We start from the raw sequence: 22,726 nt of genomic DNA, 5'->3' as shown, positions 1-22,726 counted from the left end.
CGAGGGCCGCCACCGGGGCGCACCCGGAAGCCTTGGGTCGGCCCCGGTCGAGGAGTCGCCATGATCTCCGCCGCCACCGGTGATGTCGCGACGGCCGCCGCCCGGTTGCGGGCCCTGCTCGGCGACCGGCTGCGCGAGCCGGGCGATCCCGGTTTCGTCACCACCACCCGGCTCTGGAACGGCGCGGTGGACCGCGCGCCCGTCCTGGTCGCCCAATGCCTGAACGACGACGAGGTGGCCGACGCGGTCCGCATCGCCACCCGGTGCCACCTGCCCCTCTCGGTCCGCTCCGGCGGGCACGACTGGGCCGGCCGGGCGCTGCGCGACGGCGGCCTGGTGCTCGACCTGACCGGGCTGCGCGACGTCCGGGTCGACCCGGACGCGGCCACGGTGACCATCGGCGGCGGCGCCACGGCGGCCGAGTTGCTCGCCGCCGCCCGCCCGCACGACCTGGTGGTGCCCACGGGGGTGGTCCGCGACGTGGGCATGGCGGGGCTCACCCTCGCCGGCGGGTACGGCCCGCTCTGCGGTCGGTTCGGTCTGACCTTGGACAACCTGCTCGGCGCGGAGGTGGTCCTCGCCGACGGCCGCCGCGTCACCGCCGACCCCGATCACGACGCCGAGCTGTACTGGGCGCTCCGCGGCGGCGGAGGGAACCTCGGCGTGGTCACCGAGCTGCGCTTCCGCGCGCACCGGCTGCCCGCCGTGCTGGCCGGCATGATCATGTTCGCGCTGGCCGAGGCGCCGGCCGTGCTGCGCGGCTACGGCGCGCTGATCGCCGAGGCCCCGGACGAGCTGACCGTGATGGCCGGCTTCCTACCCGGCCCGGCCGGCGCGCCTGTGGTCTTCGTCTGCCCGTTCTACAGCGGCCCGGACCTGGACGCCGCGTTGCCGTGGCTGCAGCGGCTGCGCGCGCTCGGCACCCCGCTGGTCGACCAGATCGCCACGATGCCGTACGCGGACGCGCTGCGGATGTTCGACGGCGGGATGGTCGACGGCAACCACTACCTGCTGCGTACCCGCTGGCTGCCCGCGCTGACCGACGGTGCGGCGGATGCGCTCGTCGACGCGGCCCGGCAGGTCAGCTCGCCGTTCTCCGCGCTGGCCCTGCACCACTTCCACGGTGCCGCCACCCGGGTCCGGCTGGCCGACACGGCGTTCGGCCTGCGGAGCGACCACCTGCTGACCGAGATCATCGCGGCCTGGGCGCCCGGCGAGCAGGCCGGGCCGCACCGGGAGTGGGCCGAGCGCACCTCGGCGGCGCTCGCCCCGCACGCCCTGCCCGGTGGTTACCCCAACCTGCTCGCCCCGGAGGAGACCGACCGGGTCCGGCTCGCCTACGGCACGAACTGGGCGCGGCTGCGCCGGGCCAAGCGCCACTACGACCCGCGTGACCTGCTTACCGCGGTGCCCACCCTGCCGCCGTCGAGGCACCCACGGTGAGCGTCTGTCGGGAGCACCCCGACAGCGCACGCCGACGGAGGCGTACGATTCCCGGCGCGCGGTCGCCGTTGCCCGTCGCCACAACGTTCCCGGTGCGGTTCCGCCCGCCGGCCCGACGCGCACCGCGCGTTGTTGGACACATGTTCCGCTGCCTGCAATGGGTCGGACCCGAGTCCGACCTGAAGGAGAGACTAGCCTGATGGGCGTGACACGCCGCGTTAAGATCGTCTGCACCCTGGGTCCCGCTACCTCGTCCCCGGAGCGCATCCGGGGTCTTGTCGAGGCCGGCATGAACGTGGCGAGGCTCAACTTCAGCCACGGCAGCCACGCCGACCACGAGGCGGTCTACCGACTGGTCCGGGAGGCGTCCGAGGCGGCAGGTAAGCCCGTGGCGATCCTCGCCGACCTGCAGGGCCCCAAGATCCGGCTCGGCAAGTTCGCCGACGGCCCCCACGAGTGGCGCACCGGCGACTCGGTCGTGATCACCAGTGACGACATCCTCGGCACCAAGGAGCGGGTCTCCTGCACCTACCAGAAGCTGCCGCACGAGGTGAAGCCCGGTGACCGCCTGCTGATCGACGACGGCCGCGTTGCCGTCGAGGTCACCGACGTCACCGGCAACGACATCCGCTGCCTGGTCACCGAGGGCGGCCCGGTCTCCAACAACAAGGGCGTCTCGCTGCCCAACGTGGCGGTCAGCGTGCCCGCCATGTCGGAGAAGGACGCCGAGGACCTGCGCTTCTCCCTGGGCCTCGGCGTCGACCTGGTCGCGCTCTCCTTCGTCCGCTCGGCCGAGGACATCAAGCTCGTCCACAACATCATGGCCGAGGAGAACGTGTTCCGGCCGGTGCTGGCCAAGGTCGAGAAGCCGGAGGCGGTGGAGCACCTCGAAGCCATCGTGCTGGCCTTCGACGGCGTGATGGTCGCCCGCGGTGACCTCGGCGTCGAGATGCCGCTGGACCAGGTCCCCCTGGTGCAGAAGCGCGCCGTGCAGCTGTGCCGGGAGAACGCCAAGCCGGTCATCGTGGCCACCCAGATGCTCGACTCCATGATCGAAAATTCCCGCCCCACCCGGGCCGAGGCCTCCGACGTCGCCAACGCGGTGCTCGACGGCGCGGACGCGGTGATGCTCTCCGGCGAGACCAGCGTCGGCAAGTACCCGGTGCTGACCGTCAGCACCATGGCCAAGATCGTGACGACCACCGAGGCCGGCTCGATCGGCGTGCCCCGGCTGCAGCACGACCCGCGTACCCACGGTGGCGCGCTCACCGTTGCCGCCTCGTCGATCGCCCGGGCCATCAACGCCAAGGCGCTCGTCGCCTTCTCGCAGACCGGCGACACCGTCCGACGGCTGTCCCGCCTGCACTGCGACCTGCCGCTGCTGGCGTTCACCCCGGTCCCCGAGGTGCGCGACCAGCTCGCCCTCACCTGGGGCGTGGAGACCTTCCTGATGCCGTTCGTGCAGCACACCGACGACATGTTCCGCCAGGTCGACCAGGCGCTGCTCGGCCTCAACCGGGCCAACCCCGGCGACTACGTGGTGATCGTGGCGGGCAGCCCGCCCGGCACCCCCGGCTCGACCAACACGCTGCGCGTCCACCAGCTCGGCTCGCTGGTCGACGCGGCGTCGGCGCGGGCGCTGCAGTGACCGACGGTCGGGTCGCGGTCGGCCAGGCGGCGGTGGACCAGCTGCTGGAAGTGCTGGACCTCGACCCGACCGGGGAAATGACCTTCCGGGGGATGAGCCCCCCGGTCGGCCCACAACGGGTGTACGGCGGCCAGGTCGCGGGTCAGGCCCTGGTCGCCGCCGGCCGCACGGTCGACCCGGAGCGGTTCGTGCACTCGCTGCACGGGTACTTCGTCCGCCCCGGCGACCCGGTCGAACCGATCGAATACCAGGTGGAGAACATCCGCGACGGCCGGTCCTTCTCGGTACGCCGCTCGGTCGCCCTCCAGCACGACAAGCCGATCTTCTTCATGTCGGCGTCGTTCCAGCGGGCCGAGGAGGGTCTGGACCACCAGGCCACCTCCCCGCTGGACGTGCCACCGCCACAGGACGTCCCGACGATGACCGACCGGCTCTCCCGCTACCCCGAGCGGCTGGGCATCTGGGGGCAGATCCCGCGCCCGATCGACGTGCGCTACGTCGGTGAGCCCGGCTGGGTCCGCCCCGGCGATCGACCCGCCGACCCGCACCAGCGCGTCTGGATGCGGATCGACGGCAAGCTGCCGGACGACCCACTGCTGCACGCCTGCGCACTCACCTACGCCTCGGACCTCACCCTGCTGGACTCGGTGCTCTCCGCGCACGGGGAGGTCTGGGGGCCGGGCGGGTTGGTCGGCGCGAGCCTCGACCACGCACTGTGGTTCCACCGGCCGTTCCGCGCCGACGAGTGGTTCCTCTACGACTGTTTGAGCCCGTCGGCGTCCGGCGCACGAGGGCTGGCCACGGGCCGGATGTTCACCACGGACGGCCGGCAGATCGCCAGCGCCGTCCAGGAGGGTCTGCTGCGCCGCGTGGGCGCCTGAGACTGTCGCGGCCATCCCCGCCAGGGCGCGTCGTGGCGGGGATGAGGTGCCGTCAGGCCTGGTAGATGGCCTCGCCGGCGATTTCGATCTGCACCGTCTTACCGACCAGCACCCCGCCGCTCTCGAGCATCACATTCCAGAGCAGGCCGTAATCCTCGCGGTTGATTTCGGCCGTCGCGCTGAAGCCAAAGATGTTCTGCCCGTACGGGTCGGTACGAGCGCCACCGAAATTCACCTCAAGGTCGACAGCTCGGGTGATTCCCTTCACCATCAACTCGCCGGTGAGCACGAATCGGCTGGGGGTGCCGTCGGACTGCGGCGGGACAATGGGACTCCGGCCCCGCCCACCCAGTCGATGGCTGCGCAGACGGGCCCACGCGAAGATGGGGTCCTCGTTGCCCTGCCACCTGATGCCGGTGCTTCGATATTCGAGAGTGGGATAGCGCTCCACGTCGAGGAAATCGGCACTCTTCAGATGCGTGTCCCGGTCGACGCTGCCGGTGCTGATACTTGCCGATTCGATGGTCGCCGTCACCGAGGAGAGCAGCGGGTCCTCCGCCACGGAAATCTGCGCCGTGGCCTCGGCGAACTCGCCGCGTACCGGGCTCACCATCATGTGTCGGGACAGGAAGCCGATCCGCTTGTGCGCCTGATCGAGAAGATAGGTGCCGGCGACCGGGATGGTCATGCCATCCCAGGTGCGTGTGGCGATATCGGTCATCGTGTTGCCTTCCCCCCGATGTGTAGCAATGTGCGGCCCGGCGTCGCTCAAGCGGTCTGACGGTCGTACCGCCGCTCAGCATAAGGGCGCTCCATGCTGGCATTTTCGTGCCCACCAAACGGTGGTTCATGAGGTACTTCACTCGTCCTCAACAGCGACCGGAACCGGCACGAATAGCGCGAGTTCCCATCGATGCGTGCCCGATCGGCCGAGGGTCGGCGGCCCGGCCGACTGACCAGCGGCTAACCTTGCCGGCATGCGCTTATCCGCCCGGGTCGACTACGCCCTCCGCGCGGCCGCCGAGCTTGCCGCGACGGCCAGTGGTCCTGGGCGCGGCCGGCCGGTCACGGCCGACCAGATCGCCCGTGCCCAGGAAATCCCGCCGAAGTTCCTGGAGAGCATCCTGCTCCAGCTGCGCCGGGGCGGCATCGTGCACGCCCAGCGCGGCCCGGAGGGCGGATACTGGCTGGCCCGCCCCGCCGAGGAGATCACCCTCGCCGAAGTGATCCGGGTGATCGACGGACCTCTCGCCCACGTACGCGGACAGCGCCCCGAGGAGCTCGGCTACCACGGCCCAGCCCGCGCGCTCCAGGAAGTCTGGATCGCGTTGCGGGCGAGCGAGCGGGAGATCCTGGACCTGGTCAGCATCGCCGACGTGGCCGCGGGCACCCTGCCCGCGCGGGTCACCGAGCTGGTCGCCGACCCGCGCGCCTGGATCTGAGGGCCGGCCCCACGCGGGCATCGCGTCACTCGTGACGCGCGGTGGGCTCGCGGTTCCGCGTGGTTCGTGTTGCGCGATGGGCTCGCGGTTCCGTGTCGTTCGTGTTGGGCGGTGGGCTCGCAGTTTTTGCGTGGTTCGTGGTGTGCCGTGGCCTCCTCGCTCCGCGTCGCCCGTGCGGCGGCGTCTGACCGAGGGTGCCGCAGGATGGCGTCCCAACCACCGATCTGGGGCTTGACCCCGGCAGTCCCGTGGCGCATTGTCGACCAAGTCGATAGGAGATGCCGAAAAGTCAGGGGGCGCTCGTGCGCAAGCTGCTGATCCTCGCTCTGGTCGGGCTCGCCGCGCAGTTGATCGACGGGTCGCTCGGCATGGCGTACGGGCTGACGTCGTCCACTCTGCTGCTGGTCGCCGGGGTCGCCCCGGCCGCCGCCTCGGCCTCGGTGCACCTTGCCGAGATCGGCACCACGCTCGCCGCCGGGGTCGCGCACTGGCGGTTCGGCAACGTCGACTGGCGAGTGGTGACCCGCATCGCCCTGCCCGGCGCGATCGGTGCCTTCGCCGGTGCCACCCTGCTCAGCTCGATCTCCACCGAGTCGGCCGCGCCGTGGATGGCCGGCATCCTCTTCACGCTCGGCGCGTACCTGCTGGTCCGCTTCGCCCGACCGCTGCGCACCGATCGGGTCGGCGGGCGGCTACGTGGTCGTTTCCTCGGCCCCCTGGGCCTGGTCGCCGGCTTCGTCGACGCGACCGGCGGCGGCGGGTGGGGGCCGGTGGCGACACCTGCGCTACTGGTCTCCGGCCGGATGGAGCCACGCAAGGTGATCGGCTCGGTGGACACCGCCGAGTTCGTGGTGGCCGGCGCGGCCAGCGTCGGCTTCCTGATCGGGCTCGGCACCGAGGGGTTCCTGCTCCCCACCGTCGCCGCGCTGCTGGTCGGCGGGCTCATCGCCGCCCCGCTGGCCGCCTGGCTGGTGCGCATCGTGCCCGCCCAGCTACTCGGCGCGGCGGTCGGCGGCGTGATCGTACTGACCAACGCCCGCACGTTGATCCGCTCCGCCGAGCTGGGCGGCCCGGCCCGGCCCGCCGTGTACGCCCTGCTGGCCGCCGGCTGGTTGGCCGCGCTGGTGCTGGCCGTGCGGGCTCTGCGTCGTACCCGCCGAGCTCGCGCTGGGGCCGGGAACACCTCCGCCCCTGCCTCCCTTGCCGTTCCCGCTGACGTCACCGTTGCTTCCGCCTCGGCGTTCGACGACGCGGTCCCGGCCGAGTTGGCTGGAACAGGTACGCCCAACCCGCGCTGAACCCGCGCTGCCTGCCTGCCTGCCTGCCCGCCCGCCCTTCCGCACGCCCGGACGCGCCGGAACGCCCGCCAACGTCATGATCACCGAGTCGAGCAGTCAAGATCGTGCTCGATCATTGATGTAGTGGCTTCCGGCGAGTTCGAGGCCACTACATCCATGATCGAGCACGATCTTGGTGCGGGGTGCGGGGTGCGGGGTGCGGGGTGCGGGGTGCGGGGTGCGGGGTGCGGGGTGCGGGGTGCGGGGTGCGGGGCCCAGAGGCGCGGGAGCCGGGGGTGTCAGGGGGTGAGTAGGTTCTTGGCCGTGTTGGCGAGCAGTGTCCAGGCCTCGTCGACGTGCGCCTCGGTGGTTTGTGGCGAGCCGACTGCCAGCCGCAGTGTGTAACGACCGGCGACCCGGGTGTGCGTCAGGTGCACCCGCCCGGTGCCGTTCACCTCGGCCAGCAGTGCCGCGTTGACGTCGTCGTCGGCGCGTAGTCGGAAGCAGACGAGCGAGAAGGGGTGCGCCGCCGCCAGCTCGAACCGGTCGTCGGCGCGGACCCGCTCGGCGAACCGGTCGGCCAGCGCCACCCCGGAGCGGATGTGCGCCCGCAGCCCTTCGGCGCCGTACCAGCGCAACACGAACCACAGCTTCAGGGCCCGGAATCGCCGGCCCAGCGGCACCTGCCAGTCCCGGTAGTCGATCACCGCGCCGGACTCGGACGCCGCGTTGCGCAGGAACTCCGGCAGTACGGTCAGCGCCTCGACCAGTTCGGCGCGGTCGGCCACCCAGAACGCGTCGCAGTCGAAGCCGGTGAGCAGCCACTTGTGAGGGTCGAAGCAGTACGAGTCGGCGTACTCCAGGCCGGCGTGCGACCACCGCAGTTCGGGGCAGACGGCGGCGGCGCCCGCGTACGCGGCGTCGACGTGCAGCCAGATTCCGTACTCGGCGCAGATCGCGCCGATCTCCGGCAGCGGGTCGACGGCGGTGGTGGAGGTGGTGCCGATGGTCGCCACCACGATGGCGGGTACGTTCCCGGCGGCGAGGTCGGCTTCGATCGCCGTGCGTAGCGCGTCCGGCAGCAGGGCCTGGGTGTCCGGGGCCACCTGGATCGGGCGGACCCCGTCGGTGCCCAGCCCGGCGATCCGCACGGCCTTCTCGATGGAGGAGTGCCCGTGGATGGAGGTGTACGCGCGGTAGCGCCGGTCGATGCCGGTGTCGCGCCAACGACCGCCGCTGGCCCGGTGCAGCGCGGCCAGGGTGGCCACCAGGGTCGCCGAGGACGCCGAGTCCTGGATGACCCCACCGCCGGTGGCGGTCGAGCGGAACCGTTGCGGCAGGTCCATCAGTTGGGCCAGCCAGTCCATCAGCACCGTCTCCAGTTCGGTGCAGGCGGGGCTGGTGGCCCAGAGCATGCCCTGCACGCCGAGCCCGGAGCTGACCAGGTCGCCGAGCACGCTCGGGCCGGACGTGTTGGCCGGGAAGTAGCCGAAGAAGCCGGGGTGCTGCCAGTGGGTGAGCCCCGGTAGGACGATCGAGTCCAGGTCGGCGAGGACCGCTTCGACGGGTTCGCCTCCGGTGGTGGGCGGCGCGGTGGGGAGGGCCGCGGTCACCGTGCCCGGCGGGTCGGCAGGGGCGACCGGGTGTTGCTCCAGCGTCGTCCAGTAGTCGGCGATCCAGTCGACGACGGCGTGGCCGGCGCGACGGAACTCGGCGGGGTCCATGTGGGGGGCGCTCACCCGAACGAGTTGATCAGGCATCGATCGTCGAGGCAAGACCGGGCACCCACGACGACCATCGATGTTGCGCGCTGGAAAACGCTTGCCTTACGATGCGCGGTGAGTCGGATCCGTGAGTTCCAGGGCGTTCACCCCCGATCAGATCGCTGTCCGCCGCCGTGGCGGCGGGGCGAGTCCACTGTGCTTCCCGGGCGAGGCGGGTGGGCCGCGGCGATCACCAGCGGATCCCCGGAGGCAGTCCCATGCACCCGTCCAGACATCGGCTGATCCTGCTCGCGGCCACGACGACGGCCGCCGTCGTGGCCGGCACCCTCGGCACGGTCGTCGCCTCGGCCGCCGCCGTCGGCTGCCGGGTCGACTATCAGATCACCAACCAGTGGCAGGGCGGCTTCGGCGCCAACGTCACCGTCACCAATCTCGGCGACCCGGTCAACGGGTGGGCCCTCACCTGGTCGTACGCGGCGGGTCAGCAGGTTACCCAGGCGTGGAACGCCACTGTGACCCAGTCCGGTGCGCAGGTCACGGCGCGCAACGTCGACCACAACGCCACCATCGCCACCAACGGCACCGCCGCCTTCGGCTTCAACGGTTCGTGGACCGGCACCAACCCGGTGCCGTCCAGCTTCGCGCTCAACGGGACCACCTGCACCGGTGCCCCATCCACCGACGGGCCGACGACCACCCCGCCGACGACCACCCCGCCGACGACCACGCCACCGACCACCACGCCGCCACCGACGACCGCCCCACCGACCACGCCTCCGCCGTCGGGGGCGAAGCAGATGGAGGACCTGGACCGAGGGCTGATCAGCGTCCGCTCCGGCAACGGCAACCTGGTCTCCTGGCGGCTGCTCGGCACCGAGACCTCCGGGGTGGCGTTCCACCTCTACCGGGGGTCGACCAGGGTCAACGCCAGCCCGATCACCGGCGCCACCAGCTACCTCGACAGCGGGGCGGCGGCCGGCTCGGCGTACACCGTGCGGGCCGTGGTCGACGGCGCCGAGCAGGCGGCGTCCGCGCCCGCCCTGCAGCTCGGCGCGGGCTACCTGGACGTGCCGTTGCAGGTCCCGGCCGGCGGCAGCACCCCCAGCGGCGAGAACTACACCTACAGCGCCAACGACGCCTCGGTCGGTGACCTCAACGGCGACGGCACCTACGAGATCGTGCTCAAGTGGGATCCGTCGAACGCCAAGGACAACTCCCAGTCCGGCTACACCGGGAACGTCTACGTCGACGCGTACACCCTGACCGGCAGCCGGCTGTGGCGGATCGACCTGGGCCGCAACATCCGCGCCGGCGCCCACTACACCCAGTTCCAGGTGTACGACTACGACGGCGACGGTCGCGCCGAGGTGGCCATGAAGACCGCCGACGGCACCCGCTCCGGCACCGGCCAGCTCATCGGCTCGTCGTCGGCGGACCACCGCAACTCCAGCGGCTATGTGCTGTCCGGCCCGGAGTACCTGACCATGTTCAACGGTCAGACCGGCGCGGTGCTCTCCACCGTCAACTACGACCCGCCGCGCGGCACCGTGTCGTCCTGGGGTGACTCGTACGGCAACCGGGTGGACCGGTTCCTCGCCGGCACCGCGTACCTCGACGGCCAGCGCCCCTCGCTGATCATGGCCCGGGGTTACTACACCCGCGCGGTGGTCGCGGCCTGGGACTTCCGCAACGGCACGCTGACCAAGCGTTGGACGTTCGACTCGAACACCTCCGGCAACGGCGCCGCCGCCGGTCAGGGCAACCACCAGCTCTCCGTCGCCGACGTGGACGGTGACGGCCGTCAGGAGATCGTCTACGGCGCCGCCACCATCGACGACAACGGTCGCCTGCTCTACTCGACCGGTAACGGGCACGGGGACGCCCTGCACGTGGGGGACCTCGACCCGGGTCGCGCCGGCCTGGAGGTGTTCAAGGTCGACGAGGACGCCAGCAAGCCCAGTTCCTGGTTCGCCGACGCCCGTACCGGTCAGATCCTCTGGTCCACGCCGGCTTCCGGCGACAACGGCCGGGGTGTCTCCGCGGACATCTGGGCGGGCAGCCCCGGTGCGGAGTCGTGGTCGTCGGCCGTCGCCGGGCTGGCCAACACCAGAGGGCAGAACATCGGCCGCAAGCCGTCGTCGGCCAACTTCCTCGCCTGGTGGGACGGCGACCCGGTGCGGGAACTGCTCGACGGCACGGCGGTCGCCAAGTACGGCACCGGCGGCGACACCCGACTGCTCACCGGCAACTCGGTGGCATCGAACAACGGCACCAAGTCCACGCCGGCGCTCTCGGGCGACATCCTGGGTGACTGGCGTGAGGAGGTGATCTGGCGCACCACCGACAGTCGGGCCCTGCGCATCTACAGCACACCCACAGCGACCAGCACCCGGATCCACACCCTGATGCACGACCCGCAGTATCGGGTGGCGATCGCGTGGCAGAACACCGCCTACAACCAGCCGCCACACCCGGGGTTCTTCATCGGCGACGGAATGGCCAACCCGCCCACGCCGAACATCTACCTACGTTGATCTGACCCCTGGCGGTCCCGAACGGGGTCGCCTAGGGTGGCAGGCACCGGGCCGCAGCCGCGGAATCCGCTCAGCTCCGGCCCGGTGCGCCACACCGCGGCATTCCCAACCCGTCCCGACCGGGAATGCCGTACCACCACCGGCACCAACATTAGGCACCGTCGGGGTCGGCGGGGTGACGCTGACGTGAAGATCGTGTTTCACGCCCCCTGGCGTAGACCGCCCGCCACCTGCTCGGCGATCAACTCGTACGACCGCACCCGGTCCTGCACGTCGTACACGAGCGTGGTCAGCATCAGCTCGTCCGCGCCGGTGCGCTCCACCAGCTCGGTCAGCTGCCGGCGCACCGTCTCCGGTGACCCCATCGCCTGACCGTCACGGCGCTGCAGCACGAACTCCCGCTCGATCTCGGAGTACGGGTACGCCGCCGCCTCGTCGGGCGTCGACAGCGGCTCCGGCCGGCCGGAGCGCAACTTCAAGAACGACAGAGCGCTCGGCCCCGCCAACCACTCGGCGCGTTCGTCGGTGTCCGCGCAGACCGCGTTGACCGCCACCATGGCGTACGGCTTGTCCAACCACTGCGACGGCCGGAAGTTCTGCCGGTACAGGGCCAGCGCCGGCAGGGTGTTCGCCGAGCTGAAGTGGTGCGCGAAGGAGAACGGCAGACCGAGCAGGCCGGCCAGTTGGGCGCTGAAACCGCTGGAACCCAGCAGCCACACGGCCGGCTGCTCGCCGTGCCCCGGCGTGGCGGTGATCTGCCCCGGCCGTTCCCCGCTGAAGTAGTTCATCAGGTCCGCCAGCTCGCGCGGGAAACCCTCCGCCGACAGGCCCTCCATGGTGCGCCGCAACGCCAGCGCGGTCACCTGGTCGGTGCCCGGCGCCCGCCCGATGCCCAGGTCGATCCGACCAGGGTGCAGCGCTTCCAGGGTGCCGAACTGCTCGGCCACCACCAGCGGCGCGTGGTTGGGCAGCATCACCCCGCCCGATCCGAGCCGGATGGTCGACGTGTTCGCGGCCAGGTGCGCCAGCAGCACCGCGGGGGCGGAGCTGGCGATCGCCGGCATGTTGTGGTGCTCGGCCACCCAGAACCGGTGGTAGCCCAGCTCCTCGGTGCGGCGGGCCAGCTCGGTGGTGGCTTCCAGGGCCGCGCCGACAGTGGTGGCCTTGGCGACCGGAGCAAGATCAAGAACAGACAACGGTACGGTGATCACACGGTCAGCCAACCCGCTGTCGACCGGATTTGTTCCGCTTGGCTGGCATCTGTCGGTTGATTCACCCCTGCCACCGCTCAGCCCATCCCACGAGCCTGCTCGAAGATCAGACTGGTCTGGGTGTGCTGCACCACCGGATCGACCGCCAGATGATCCAGCACGAAATCACGCAACGCGTCACCCGACGCCGCCCGTACGTGCAGCACGTAATCCTCCGCACCGGCCACGTGGAACACCGACACCACCCCGGGCAGTCGCACCGACCGGGCCCGGAACGCGTCCACCGCCGCCCGTTCGTGCGCGGTCAACCGCACCGACACCAACGCCTGCAACGGCAGCCCCAGCGCGGCCGGATCCACCTCCGCGTGGAAACCGCGGATCGCGCCGCGCTCCCGCAGCGCCCGCGTACGGGTCAGGCACGTCGACGGCGCCACCCCCACCCGCTCGGCGAGGGCATTGTTCGGCAGCCGACCATCAGCGGCCAGCTCGGTCAGGATCGCGCGGTCCACGTCGTCCAGGGCCGGATACGGCCGCACATCATTCGGCTCAGGAGGCATCCGACCATCCTCGCCCGAATCCAGCACCGAAACCAAGCCAACTAACAGAATCATCTGCCGACCCATTGCCTATCGACAGGTGAATGTTCGACGCTACCCGGCATGACATCGGTGGACACCCGGGCCGTACACGCCGGCCGCGACGACCTACGCACCCTCGGCGTGCACGTACCACCCATCGACCTGTCCACCACCAACCCACTGCCCTCCGTCGACGGCGGCGGCGCCGCGTACGAGCAACTCGCCACCGGCGGCACACTCCCCACCGAGGGCGGAGCCGTCTACCAACGGCTCTGGAACCCCACCGTCGCCCGCTTCGAAACCGCCCTCGCCGAACTCGAAGGCACCGCCCAAGCCGTCGCCTTCGCCAGCGGAATGGCCGCCCTCACCGCCACCCTCCTCGCCGCCGCCCGCAACGACCGCCGGCACGTCGTCGCCGTCCGACCCCTCTACGGCGGGACCGACCACGTCCTCGCCACCGGCCTGCTCGGCACCACCGTCACCTGGGCGCACCCCGACGAGATCGCCGCCGCCATCCGCCCCGACACCGCACTGGTCATCGTCGAGACACCCGCCAACCCCACCCTCGACCTCGTCGACATCGCCGCCCTCGCCGCCGCAGCCGGCGACATCCCGCTGCTGGTCGACAACACCGTCGCCACCCCCGTACTGCAACAACCCGCCCGACACGGCGCCACCCTCGTCCTGCACAGCGCCACCAAGAGCATCGGCGGGCACGGCGACGTGCTCGCCGGCGTCGTCGCCTGCGACGCAGACTGGGCCGCGCGACTACGCCAGGTCCGCGCGGTCACCGGCGCGATCCTGCACCCACTCGGCGGCTACCTGCTGCACCGCGGCCTGCAAACCCTGCCCCTGCGGGTCCGCGCCCAGCAGGCCACCGCCGAGAAACTCGCCGGCTGGCTCGCCAACCACCCCGCCGTACACCGGGTGCACCACCCCTCGGTGCACGACCCGGCGGCGCTGGTCGGCCGCCAGATGGCCGGACCCGGCAGCCTGCTCGCCTTCGAGGTACGCGGCGGCGCACCCGCCGCGGCCACCGTCGCCGGCGCCTGCCAACTCATCACCCACGCGGTGTCCCTCGGCGGCGTCGACACCCTGATCCAGCACCCCGCCTCGCTGACCCACCGACCCGTCGACGGCGACGCGAAACCCGCCGCCGGGCTGCTGCGCCTCTCGGTCGGCCTGGAAGACCCCGAAGACCTGCGCGCCGACCTCGCGCACGCGCTCGACACGCTCAGCTGACCCTCAGCGCAGCTCGCGGTTGCCCAACACCCGCACGGGCGAGCCCTGCCGGGCCACCCGCAACATCGCCAGGCCGATCCCCTCGGTCGTGGTGATCTGATTCGGCAGCCACCGGCGCAACACCGGAACGAGCGGACGGGTGATCGCGTACCCGATCCGGTACCAACGGGTCTTCGACACCACCCCGTGCGTCGGCTGGATGAAGCCGGGCCGCGCCGCGTAGCCGTTGGGCAGCAGATCGATGATCGCGTTCTCGGTACGACCCTTGACCCGGGCCCACATCACCCGACCCTCGCCCGACGAATCGGTCCCCTGACCCGAAACGTAGATGAACGTGACCTGCGGGCTCACCTCCGCCAAGGTGACCACGCGCATCGGTCCCCACCCCTGTCGTCGACCCCGCCGACGGCCGTTCCGCCCGCGTGTCAGCCAGGCTCCCACGGTCGGGGTGATCCGCGCGGGTAGCGGTCAGGACTTCGGGCCCACGTGCCGGTCCAGGGTGGCGACCGCGTCGCGCCGCGCCACCGACAGCGAGTTGCGGCGGTTCATCCGCCAGGCGACGCCGAGCAGGTCGAGGCTCCACTGGCAGAGCGCCATGATGTCCGCCGACTCGTTGACGAACATGTAGCGCGGGTAGACGTACGCCTTGCCGCGCACGGTCACCCGGTTGGCGAACCGACAGCCGTCGGAGTGGAACAGCCCACGCAGGAAGTCACCCGGATGCGTCGCGACGATGTCCCGTTGCCAATCGGCGAGAATGATCGGACGTTCGTGTTTCTTGCCGGGACCATGCTGGGGAAGCAGGCATGGCCAGTGCTTGCCGGAGCTCTGCACGCTGACGCAACCAGGCTGCTGGACGCGCTGGACCTTCGCCGCGAGCACCTGCTGCATGCTGGCGTCGCACGCCTCGATCAAGCCCGGCCAACTACTGCTGCAAGCGATGCGCAGCACCGGTACCCGTGCGGAGGTGACGAGATGCCCGTCGCCCAGGTAGAGACCGAGCAGGTAGAGGTATGCAGACGGATCTGTCTGATTCCTGACCTCGGGCCGGCAGCGAAAGCACCGAAGCTCGCTGCTGGACCTTCTCGGCTCGACCGGGTGTTTGCACCAGCCCCTGACCGTCGGGTACGGAAGTCTCAGACGTCTGGCGACCTCGGCGACCGTGCTGCCGGCGAGGTGCTGCTGCCGTGCACGAATGCGTAGTTCAGGTGGATGCACATGACGATTTTGGAACAGCTGTACGACACTTTTGGTGCCCCCGGTGGGAGTCGAACCCACACTGTCGGAGGTTTGAGCTCCGCTTCTCTGCCGGTTGGAATACGGGGACGGCTTGGCCGAATGCTCTGGTGGCCTCCCATAGGTTACCTACTACGCTGAGGGCGGCGACACCCGGTCGGGTTGGTGTCGGCTTATGACTGGTGGGGGTAGGGCTGGTGGCTGAGATGCCGACGGATGCCGAGCGTAGGCGCGTACTGATCGCCGAGGACGAGGCGCTGATCCGGCTGGACCTCGCCGAGATGCTGGTCGAAGAGGGTTACGAGGTGGTGGGGGAGGCCGGTGACGGTGAGACCGCCGTCCGCCTCGCCGAGGAGTTGAAGCCCGATCTGGTCATCCTCGACATCAAGATGCCGATCATGGATGGGCTGGCCGCGGCCGAGCGCATCGCCGGCGCCCGGATCGCCCCGGTGATCATCCTCACCGCGTTCAGCCAGCGTGACCTGGTGGAGCGGGCGCGGGCGGCGGGCGCGATGGCGTACCTCGTGAAGCCTTTCCAGAAGAGCGACCTGGTCCCGGCGGTGGAGATCGCGCTGTCGCGTTACTCGGAGGTCGCGGCCCTGGAGGCGGAGGTCGCGAGCCTGACCGACCGCCTGGAGATCCGCAAGGCCGTCGAGCGCGCCAAGGGCGCGCTGATGACCACGTACGGGATGACCGAGCCGCAGGCGTTCAAGTGGATCCAGCGCACGGCGATGGATCACCGGATGACCATGAAAGAGGTCGCCGAGCGGATCCTCGCGGAGACCGCTGGTGGCGAGGTGTCGCAGCAGCCGACCGTCTGAAGTCCCGACCTGCGCGATCCGGGTTGCGCGGGGGTCCCCGGGTGTGGTCTGCGGTGGTTAGCATCGACGGGTGTCCGTCCGACGGGTGATCGCGGTGTTCGGCCTCTTCGCGCTGGTCCTTGTCGGGTGCGACGGGCCGTCCGCGCCGAGCGGCGCCGGGTCGACGTCGGCCGCCGCGCCGGCGCTGCGACCGGGTTGGCAGCCCGTGACGCTGCCGGCGCCGCCGGGTGGCGAGGGCCGTCTTCTGGTACGCGACGCGACGTCCTGTGCGGGTCGGTGGTTCCTGGTCGGCGGCGTCGCCGACACCTCCGGCGGGACTCGTCCGGCGGCGTGGACCAGCGTGGACGGTACGACCTGGACGGTGGTGACGGTCCGTCCGGATTCCTTCTACGGTCGGCAGAACGTCTTTCTCTCGGTGGCGTGCCGCGACGGCGTGGCGGCGCTGATCGGCGCCAAGGTCGGTGGCGCGCACGGCTATCCGCGGATCAGCACGTGGCGGCAGGTGGCTGACGGCGCGTTGGTCGAGGTGCAGGCGCCGTTCGAGACGTTCGGCGGGCCGACGGCGGTGAACGTGTCCCGCCTGACGGCCGGTGCGCAGGGCTGGTTGATCGTCGGCAATCGTTCGGCGGGTGCGGCCTCCTGGGTGTCGTCGCCGGACGCGGCGGAGTTCGCGCTGGTCGAGGGTGCACCGGAGTTGGCCAGTGACGCGGTCGGGGTGACCTGGGCGTTCGACGCGGTGGCGACGTCGTCGGGCTGGCTGGCGGTGGGTGGTCTGCTGCCGGCGGGCCGGATCGACCGTGACCCGGCGCTGTGGTCGTCGCCGGACGGGCGGTCGTGGCGGCGCACGGTGTTGCCGGGCGGTGCGGAGTACGAGGAGTTGCAGCGGGTTGCGCTGGTCGGCGGGGTGCCGGTGGCGGTGGGGCTCCGGGGGTCGACGTTCGGTGTGTGGCGGCAGGAGGCCGCGGGCTGGGTGGCAGCCGGGACGTTCGGGCGGCGGGCCGGGGCGGGGGTGCTGGGTGTGGCGTCGCTGGTGTCGTCCGGGGACCGGCTGTTCGCCGCGGTGACCGATGGGGCGCGGCAGTCGGTGTGGGTGTCGACGGATCGGGGCGGGTCGTGGCGGGAGGTCGCGATGCCGCTCGATGTGCCGGCCGGCGTTGATCGGGACATGTCACTGGTGGCGGTGGGTGACCGGTGGTGGTTGGCGGCGGACGACGGGGCGCGGGCCGGGCTGTGGTGGGCGGCCGGCGTCGGCGTCTGAGACTCGGCGGTGGCGTTTCCTGTCGTGTCGGTGCGATGCGCTGACCTATTTTCGCAGGTCAATGGCCGTCTCGCAGACTGGGAACGATCCGGATGGATGCGCGTGACCTCCCACCGGACGTGGGCATAAGGACCAAAAGACGGGTTCACATGTGACGGCCATCGACATGATTGCCCGTGTCTTCGTAACGGTTTCGCAGACCCCGCCTTCAGGCCTTCCGGGACGGTATGCGGTGTCGGTACGCTCCGCCATCACGAGCCGTAACGCAGGGGCAGTCCCTGCGGGGTGGGTGGAATTGCGGTCTGCTGCTGTCGCCGTCGCAAGGGGTCAGCCGCGTCCGCATCTGGAGGAGGTCAGGAAGCCGTGAGGCGAAGCTATGTACGGGCGCTGGGTACCGTTGCGCTCGCCGCGACCCTGGTGGTCGCGGCAGGTTGCCAGGATTCCGGTGGTGGCGACAGCAACACCGCGTCCGGTGACTGCGGTGGCAAGATTGCAATCTTCGGCGCGTTCACGGGTGACAACGCGGGTCTGGTGATCCCGTCGCTGAACGGCGCGAAGCTCGCTGTGAAGCAGTTCAACGCGGCGAACCCGAACTGCAAGGTCACCATGCAGGAGTTCGACACCCAGGGTGACGCTGCGGTGGCGACCCCGTTCGCGAACCAGATCGCGGGGGACAACTCGTTCCTCGGTGTCATCGGTGGTCACTTCTCCGCTGAGTCGGACGCCACCATGCCGATCTACCAGGCCGCGGGTCTGGCGATGGTCAGCCCGTCGGCGACCCGGACGGACCTGACCCAGAAGGGCAACACGTCCTTCTTCCGGGTGGTCGGCAACGACGGCACGCAGGCTGGCGCGGTGGCCAGCTACCTGAAGACGCAGAACGCGGCGAAGGTCTTCCTGATCGACGACGCCAGCGCGTACGGCGCCGGCATCACCGAGGAGCTGGGCAAGCAGCTCGGCCCGCTGGTGGTCAACAAGGACAAGATCCAGGAGCGGCAGGCGCAGTTCGACGCCACCATCTCCAAGATCAAGGCTGCGCAGGCGGACTTCGTCTTCTACGGCGGTTACACCCGTGAGGCCGCTCCGCTGGTGAAGCAGATGCGTGCCGCTGGTGTCCAGGCCAAGTTCGTCGGCCCGGACGGTCTCTACGACCCGGCGTTCCCGGCGGGTGCCTCCGGCGGTGCCGAGGGCGCGATCATCACCTGCCCGTGCCTCCCGGCTGACAAGGCCGGCGGCACCTTCTCGGCCGACTACCAGAAGGAGTACGGCATCGCGCCGGGCTCCTACGGTGCGGAAGGCTTCGACGGCGCGACGGTCTACCTGGACGCCTTCAAGGCTGGCAAGAAGACCCGGGCGGACATCCTGTCGTACGTCAAGTCGTACGACAAGCAGGGCGTGTCGAAGTACATCAAGTTCGACAGCAAGGGTGACGTTGACCCGACCAAGGTCGTCATCTGGGCCTACCAGATCAAGGGCACTGCTATCGAGGCGCTGCAGGAGCTCAAGCTCAGCTGACGCCCACGCAATGGAGTGCGGCCGGGGTGTTTAACCCCGGCCGCGCTCGATTCAAGGAGACCCCCGGTGCATTTTGATGAATTGATCGGCCATCTCGGCCAACACACGGTCGATGGCCTGTCCAAGGGCGCCATCTACGCCCTGATCGCCCTTGGCTACACCCTCGTCTACGGCGTCCTTCGCCTGATCAACTTTGCTCACTCTGAAGTTTTCATGGTCGGTACCTTCGCGGTGCTGATCCTGTGGACCCAGCTCGGCGTGCAGAACAACCCGCCTGTCGGCCAGGCGATCCTGTTCCTGGTGCTCGGTCTGGTCGTCGCGGCTGCTGCCTCGGGCGGTACGGCCCTGGCGCTCGAGCGGATCGCGTACCGGCCGTTGCGGCGTAAGAACGCACCGCCGCTGATCTTCCTGATCACCGCGATCGGTCTGTCGCTCGTCTTCGTGGAGCTCTTCGGGCAGGTGCTGCCCAAGCTACTCGGTGGAGTCTTGCCGGAGGCGTTCGGTCGGCCCCGGCAGATCGTCGGTATGCCGACGATCATCCAGCAGGAGACCCTCTTCACCATCGGCAACACGGCGATCACGAACATTCAGTTGATCGTCTTCGTCGCGGCCGTGGCGATGATGGCGATATTGGACTGGTTCATCAACCGCACCCGGTACGGCCGGGGTGTGCGGGCGGTGGCCCAGAACCCGGAGACCGCCGCGCTGATGGGCGTCAACCAGGAGCGCGTGATCATGCTGATCTTCGTGCTCGGTGGCATCATGGCCGGCGCCGCCGCGCTGTTGTGGAGCATGCGGTTCGGCTTCACCCAGAACAGCATCGGCTTCGTGCTCGGCTTGAAGGCGTTCACCGCCGCGGTGCTCGGCGGCATCGGCAACCTGCGCGGCGCACTGCTCGGTGGTCTTTTCCTCGGCATCGTCGAGGTCTACGGCGCCTCGCTCTTCGCGTCCAACTGGGAGGACGTCATCGCCTTCGTGGTGCTGATCGTGGTGCTGATGTTCCGGCCCACCGGCCTGTTGGGTGAGTCGCTCGGGAGGGCCCGCGCATGATCGACAAGATTCGCTCCGCAGACCGCCGCCGGGTTGGCGTGCTGACCTCGGTCGGCGACCGCTGGCGGGCGCTGACGAAGTGGCAGCAGGCCATCGGTCTGGCCGCTTTCGTGGCGTTCCTCTACTACCTGCCGCTGCTCGGCGTTCCGGGCCTGACCTGGTTGCGTACCGACTCGATCGAGGGCGGTAACAACTGGGCGGGTGTGCTCTTCGTCTGCGCCATCTACGTGTTGGTCGCGATCGGCCTGAACGTGGTGGTCGGCCTCGCCGGCCTGCTCGACCTGGGCTACATCGGCTTCTTCGCCATCGGGGCGTACAGCGTCGCGCTGTTCGGTTCGGTGAACTCGCCGGTGGTCAAGTGGATCCAGCAGGAGTTCAACCTGCCGCCCACCTGGGCGGTGACCTGGGCGATCTGCCTGTTCATCGCGATCGTGCTGACGATGATCTCCGGGGTGCTGCTGGGCTGGCCGACGCTGCGGCTGCGCGGTGACTACCTGGCCATCGTGACCCTGGGCTTCGGCGAGATCATCCGGATCGTGGCCCGCAACGCCACCGGGCTGACCAACGGCCCGGTGGGCATCTCGGCCATCCCCGGCCCGGAGGGTCCGCCGTCGGTGGACAACAAGGTCTTCGGTCTGATCGACGCGAAGCCCTGGTACTGGTTGGCGATCACCTTCGTGCTGATCATGGTGATCCTGGTGCGTCGGCTGGAGCACAGCCGGGTCGGCCGGGCGTGGTTGGCCGTGCGGGAGGACGAGGACGCTGCCGCGGTGATGGGCGTGTACCCGTTCAAGTTCAAGCTCTGGGCGTTCGCCATCGGTGCGGCGCTGGGCGGCCTGTCCGGCTTCCTGTTCGGCAGCCGGAACGCGTTCATCGACCCGACCCAGTTCAACGCGAACCTGTCCATCCTGTTCGTCGCCATGGTCGTGGTGGGTGGCTCCGGCAACATGATCGGCGTCTCGCTCGGCGCGGTGCTGCTGGCGTACCTGCCCGAGCGGTTCCGCGACTTCGCCGACTACCGGTGGTTGGTCTTCGGTCTGGCCATGGTCCTGGTGATGATCCTGCGTCCGCAGGGCCTCGTTCCGAGCCGGCGGCGTGCCCGCGAGTTGAAAGACCGCGCGGCGGATGCAGAGGAGGTGCCCGCTCATGTCTGACCAGAGCACCAGCACGTCAGCGCCGAAGATCCCCACTCAGGCGGGGCCACGGTCGGTGCTGCTCGAAGTCGACGACGTCACGCTCCGCTTCGGCGGTGTGGTCGCCCTCGACAAGATCAATTTCCAGATCTACCAGGGCGAGATCCTCGGCCTCATCGGGCCGAACGGTGCCGGCAAGACCACTAGCTTCAACGTGATGACGGGGGTCTACAAGCCGACCTCCGGGGCTGTCCGCTTCAACGGCCAGAAGGTGACCGGCCGCAAGCCGCACCAGATCAGCCAGTTGGGCATCTCCCGCACGTTCCAGAACATCCGTCTCTTCCCGGAGATGACGGCACTGGAGAACGTGATGGTCGGCACCGACTCGCGGCACAAGACGAGCGTGCCGGGGGCCCTGTTCCGGCTCTACCGGGTGCGGCCGAAGCCGGAGGAGTTGCCGCAGGTCACCGCCACGTCCGGGATCGTCCGGACCTGGCAGCAGGTGCGTCTGTCGGCCGCGAAGATCTTCGGCCTGTCCCGGCACATCCTCGAGGAGCGGGCGGCCGAGGCCAAGGCGCTCGAGTTGCTCCGTCTCGTCGGGATCGCCGATCGGGCCAACGACGAGGCACGCAACCTGCCGTACGGCTACCAGCGCCGGTTGGAGATCGCCCGCGCGCTGGCCACCGAGCCGAAGCTGATCTGCCTGGACGAGCCGGCCGCCGGCTTCAACCCGGCGGAGAAGGAGGAGCTCCTCACCCTGATCCGCAAGATCCGTGACATGGGCCTGACCGTCCTGCTCATCGAGCACGACATGCGGCTGGTCATGGGAGTCACCGACCGGATCGTGGTGTTGGAGTTCGGCCGCAAGATCGCCGAGGGTGCGCCCGCGGAGGTCAGCCGCGATCCGAAGGTGATCGCCGCGTACCTGGGGGAGCCCGCCGATGACGCTGCTTGAGCTCGAGAACGTCGCCGTCGCGTACGGCCGGATCGAGGCACTGCACGGGATCAGCCTCACCGTGAACGAGGGCGAGGTGGTGGCCCTGATCGGCGCGAACGGTGCCGGTAAGACCACCACCATGCGGGCCATCTCCGGCACCCGGCCGCTCGCCGGCGGGAAGATCACGTTCAACGGCGAGGACATCAGCAAGCTCCGGGCCGACCTGCGGGTGGTCCGGGGGCTGTGTCAGTCGCCGGAAGGGCGGCAGATCTTCCCCGGTATGACGGTGATGGAGAACCTGGACATGGGGGCGTACACCCGGCGGGACTCCGCCGGCATCGCCTCCGACCTGGATCGGGTGCTGACCCTCTTCCCGCGGCTTGCCGAGCGGCGTAAGCAGGCCGGTGGCACGCTCTCCGGTGGCGAGCAGCAGATGCTCGCGGTCGGCCGGGCGCTGATGAGTCGACCGAAGCTGCTGCTGCTCGACGAGCCGTCGATGGGTCTGGCTCCGCTGGTGATCCGGCAGATCTTCGACATCATCACGGAGATCAACCAGCAGGGCACCACGATCCTGCTGGTGGAGCAGAACGCCCAGCAGGCGTTGTCGCGGGCACACCGCGGCTATGTGCTGGAGACCGGTCAGATCGTGAAGGAGGGGTCCGGTCAGGACCTGCTGCACGATCCGTCGGTCAAGGAGGCGTACCTCGGCGTGGCCTGAACCACCCGAGCGGCGGCCGGTCATCCCCTCGCGGGGGTGGCCGGCCGTCGGCGTTCGGGCCGGCTGTCGTCTCGGCGT

The 22,726-nt window shown here is 70.0% G+C and carries 20 protein-coding genes and 1 tRNA gene; 14 read left to right on the top strand and 7 right to left on the bottom strand.

What is annotated here, in order from left to right; genetic code table 11:
- Positions 1 to 60: 60 nt before the first annotated feature.
- The 3 genes from C7C45_RS13530 to C7C45_RS13520 all read left to right on the top strand — a co-directional run bounded on the left by C7C45_RS13530 (position 61) and on the right by C7C45_RS13520 (position 3,972).
- Positions 61 to 1,443: an FAD-binding oxidoreductase gene (locus tag C7C45_RS13530; protein ID WP_110564007.1), complete on the top strand. Its 1,383-nt coding sequence runs from the start codon at positions 61 to 63 to the stop codon at positions 1,441 to 1,443.
- Positions 1,444 to 1,642: 199 nt separating this feature from the next.
- Positions 1,643 to 3,091, top strand: coding sequence for a pyruvate kinase (gene pyk, locus C7C45_RS13525; RefSeq protein WP_110564006.1), 1,449 nt, complete (start codon positions 1,643 to 1,645; stop codon positions 3,089 to 3,091).
- Entirely contained in the window at positions 3,088 to 3,972 is an 885-nt protein-coding gene (locus C7C45_RS13520; protein ID WP_110564005.1) for an acyl-CoA thioesterase, read from the top strand. Before pyk ends, C7C45_RS13520 begins: the two co-directional genes overlap by 4 nt.
- Positions 3,973 to 4,024: 52 nt before the next feature.
- On the opposite strand, the gene C7C45_RS13515 is transcribed toward C7C45_RS13520, so the two are convergent.
- Positions 4,025 to 4,693, bottom strand: coding sequence for a YceI family protein (locus C7C45_RS13515; protein ID WP_110564004.1), 669 nt, complete (start codon positions 4,691 to 4,693; stop codon positions 4,025 to 4,027).
- A gap of 256 nt (positions 4,694 to 4,949) precedes the next feature.
- Between C7C45_RS13515 and C7C45_RS13510 the strand changes: the two genes are divergently transcribed.
- Both C7C45_RS13510 and C7C45_RS13505 read left to right on the top strand, forming a co-directional pair.
- Complete coding sequence (locus tag C7C45_RS13510) at positions 4,950 to 5,414, top strand: RrF2 family transcriptional regulator (RefSeq protein WP_110564003.1); 465 nt, start codon at positions 4,950 to 4,952, stop codon at positions 5,412 to 5,414.
- A gap of 302 nt (positions 5,415 to 5,716) precedes the next feature.
- On the top strand, positions 5,717 to 6,712 hold the full coding sequence (locus C7C45_RS13505; protein WP_110564002.1) for a sulfite exporter TauE/SafE family protein: 996 nt from the start codon (positions 5,717 to 5,719) through the stop codon (positions 6,710 to 6,712).
- 278 nt (positions 6,713 to 6,990) lie between these two features.
- On the opposite strand, the gene C7C45_RS13495 is transcribed toward C7C45_RS13505, so the two are convergent.
- Entirely contained in the window at positions 6,991 to 8,430 is a 1,440-nt protein-coding gene (locus tag C7C45_RS13495) for a pyridoxal-dependent decarboxylase (RefSeq protein WP_244200372.1), read from the bottom strand.
- Between the two features lie 242 nt (positions 8,431 to 8,672).
- Here C7C45_RS13495 and C7C45_RS13490 point away from each other — a divergent pair, with 242 nt between their 5' ends.
- Positions 8,673 to 10,949, top strand: coding sequence for a rhamnogalacturonan lyase family protein (locus tag C7C45_RS13490; RefSeq protein WP_110563999.1), 2,277 nt, complete (start codon positions 8,673 to 8,675; stop codon positions 10,947 to 10,949).
- A 200-nt stretch (positions 10,950 to 11,149) separates the two neighbouring features.
- Here the strand turns inward: C7C45_RS13490 and C7C45_RS13485 are convergent, their stop codons facing one another.
- Together C7C45_RS13485 and C7C45_RS13480 are read right to left on the bottom strand one after the other, a co-directional pair.
- Positions 11,150 to 12,160: an LLM class flavin-dependent oxidoreductase gene (locus tag C7C45_RS13485; protein WP_244200371.1), complete on the bottom strand. Its 1,011-nt coding sequence runs from the start codon at positions 12,158 to 12,160 to the stop codon at positions 11,150 to 11,152.
- Between the two features lie 77 nt (positions 12,161 to 12,237).
- Positions 12,238 to 12,717 (bottom strand): Lrp/AsnC family transcriptional regulator, encoded by a 480-nt coding sequence (locus C7C45_RS13480; RefSeq protein WP_110564179.1) that lies wholly within the window; start codon positions 12,715 to 12,717, stop codon positions 12,238 to 12,240.
- Between the two features lie 102 nt (positions 12,718 to 12,819).
- On the opposite strand from C7C45_RS13480, the gene C7C45_RS13475 reads away from it, so the two are divergent.
- A complete protein-coding gene (locus C7C45_RS13475) occupies positions 12,820 to 13,980 on the top strand; it encodes a trans-sulfuration enzyme family protein (RefSeq protein WP_110563997.1) in 1,161 nt (386 codons plus the stop codon).
- 3 nt (positions 13,981 to 13,983) lie between these two features.
- Here C7C45_RS13475 and C7C45_RS13470 read toward each other — a convergent pair whose 3' ends face one another.
- The 3 genes from C7C45_RS13470 to C7C45_RS13460 all read right to left on the bottom strand — a co-directional run bounded on the left by C7C45_RS13470 (position 13,984) and on the right by C7C45_RS13460 (position 15,307).
- Positions 13,984 to 14,355, bottom strand: coding sequence for a hypothetical protein (locus tag C7C45_RS13470; RefSeq protein ID WP_208641161.1), 372 nt, complete (start codon positions 14,353 to 14,355; stop codon positions 13,984 to 13,986).
- Positions 14,356 to 14,448: 93 nt separating this feature from the next.
- Complete coding sequence (locus tag C7C45_RS34970) at positions 14,449 to 14,931, bottom strand: hypothetical protein (RefSeq protein ID WP_244200370.1); 483 nt, start codon at positions 14,929 to 14,931, stop codon at positions 14,449 to 14,451.
- 299 nt (positions 14,932 to 15,230) lie between these two features.
- A tRNA-Leu gene (locus C7C45_RS13460) sits at positions 15,231 to 15,307 on the bottom strand.
- 106 nt (positions 15,308 to 15,413) lie between these two features.
- On the opposite strand from C7C45_RS13460, the gene C7C45_RS13455 reads away from it, so the two are divergent.
- The 7 genes from C7C45_RS13455 (at position 15,414) to C7C45_RS13425 (ending at position 22,648) form a co-directional block, all read left to right on the top strand.
- Positions 15,414 to 16,037, top strand: coding sequence for an ANTAR domain-containing response regulator (locus tag C7C45_RS13455; protein ID WP_088991522.1), 624 nt, complete (start codon positions 15,414 to 15,416; stop codon positions 16,035 to 16,037).
- A gap of 70 nt (positions 16,038 to 16,107) precedes the next feature.
- On the top strand, positions 16,108 to 17,295 hold the full coding sequence (locus tag C7C45_RS13450) for a hypothetical protein (protein ID WP_110563995.1): 1,188 nt from the start codon (positions 16,108 to 16,110) through the stop codon (positions 17,293 to 17,295).
- A 363-nt stretch (positions 17,296 to 17,658) separates the two neighbouring features.
- Positions 17,659 to 18,810, top strand: coding sequence for a branched-chain amino acid ABC transporter substrate-binding protein (locus C7C45_RS13445; protein WP_110563994.1), 1,152 nt, complete (start codon positions 17,659 to 17,661; stop codon positions 18,808 to 18,810).
- Between the two features lie 66 nt (positions 18,811 to 18,876).
- On the top strand, positions 18,877 to 19,860 hold the full coding sequence (locus tag C7C45_RS13440; RefSeq protein ID WP_110563993.1) for a branched-chain amino acid ABC transporter permease: 984 nt from the start codon (positions 18,877 to 18,879) through the stop codon (positions 19,858 to 19,860).
- Positions 19,857 to 21,014, top strand: a complete 1,158-nt coding sequence (locus C7C45_RS13435; RefSeq protein ID WP_110563992.1) for a branched-chain amino acid ABC transporter permease — start codon at positions 19,857 to 19,859, stop codon at positions 21,012 to 21,014. Before C7C45_RS13440 ends, C7C45_RS13435 begins: the two co-directional genes overlap by 4 nt.
- A complete protein-coding gene (locus tag C7C45_RS13430) occupies positions 21,007 to 21,948 on the top strand; it encodes an ABC transporter ATP-binding protein (RefSeq protein ID WP_244200369.1) in 942 nt (313 codons plus the stop codon). The genes C7C45_RS13435 and C7C45_RS13430 overlap by 8 nt, the downstream gene beginning before the upstream one ends.
- Positions 21,935 to 22,648 (top strand): ABC transporter ATP-binding protein, encoded by a 714-nt coding sequence (locus C7C45_RS13425; protein ID WP_110563991.1) that lies wholly within the window; start codon positions 21,935 to 21,937, stop codon positions 22,646 to 22,648. Before C7C45_RS13430 ends, C7C45_RS13425 begins: the two co-directional genes overlap by 14 nt.
- Positions 22,649 to 22,726 lie beyond the last annotated feature (78 nt).

This window comes from Micromonospora arborensis (assembly GCF_003205615.1).
Lineage (GTDB): Bacteria > Actinomycetota > Actinomycetes > Mycobacteriales > Micromonosporaceae > Micromonospora > Micromonospora arborensis.
This window is presented reverse-complemented; position numbering and strand designations above follow the sequence as displayed.

What these genes read in the sequence shown, in the direction of transcription:
- C7C45_RS13530 (WP_110564007.1), top strand. Translation starts at nt 61, where the DNA reads ATGATCTCCGCCGCCACCGGTGATGTCGCGACGGCCGCCGCCCGGTTG.
- pyk (WP_110564006.1), top strand. Translation starts at nt 1,643, where the DNA reads ATGGGCGTGACACGCCGCGTTAAGATCGTCTGCACCCTGGGTCCCGCT.
- C7C45_RS13515 (WP_110564004.1), bottom strand. Translation starts at nt 4,693, where the DNA reads ATGACCGATATCGCCACACGCACCTGGGATGGCATGACCATCCCGGTC.
- C7C45_RS13510 (WP_110564003.1), top strand. Translation starts at nt 4,950, where the DNA reads ATGCGCTTATCCGCCCGGGTCGACTACGCCCTCCGCGCGGCCGCCGAG.
- C7C45_RS13490 (WP_110563999.1), top strand. Translation starts at nt 8,673, where the DNA reads ATGCACCCGTCCAGACATCGGCTGATCCTGCTCGCGGCCACGACGACG.
- C7C45_RS13480 (WP_110564179.1), bottom strand. Translation starts at nt 12,717, where the DNA reads ATGCCTCCTGAGCCGAATGATGTGCGGCCGTATCCGGCCCTGGACGAC.
- C7C45_RS13475 (WP_110563997.1), top strand. Translation starts at nt 12,820, where the DNA reads ATGACATCGGTGGACACCCGGGCCGTACACGCCGGCCGCGACGACCTA.
- C7C45_RS13470 (WP_208641161.1), bottom strand. Translation starts at nt 14,355, where the DNA reads ATGCGCGTGGTCACCTTGGCGGAGGTGAGCCCGCAGGTCACGTTCATC.
- C7C45_RS13435 (WP_110563992.1), top strand. Translation starts at nt 19,857, where the DNA reads ATGATCGACAAGATTCGCTCCGCAGACCGCCGCCGGGTTGGCGTGCTG.
- C7C45_RS13430 (WP_244200369.1), top strand. Translation starts at nt 21,007, where the DNA reads ATGTCTGACCAGAGCACCAGCACGTCAGCGCCGAAGATCCCCACTCAG.
- C7C45_RS13425 (WP_110563991.1), top strand. Translation starts at nt 21,935, where the DNA reads ATGACGCTGCTTGAGCTCGAGAACGTCGCCGTCGCGTACGGCCGGATC.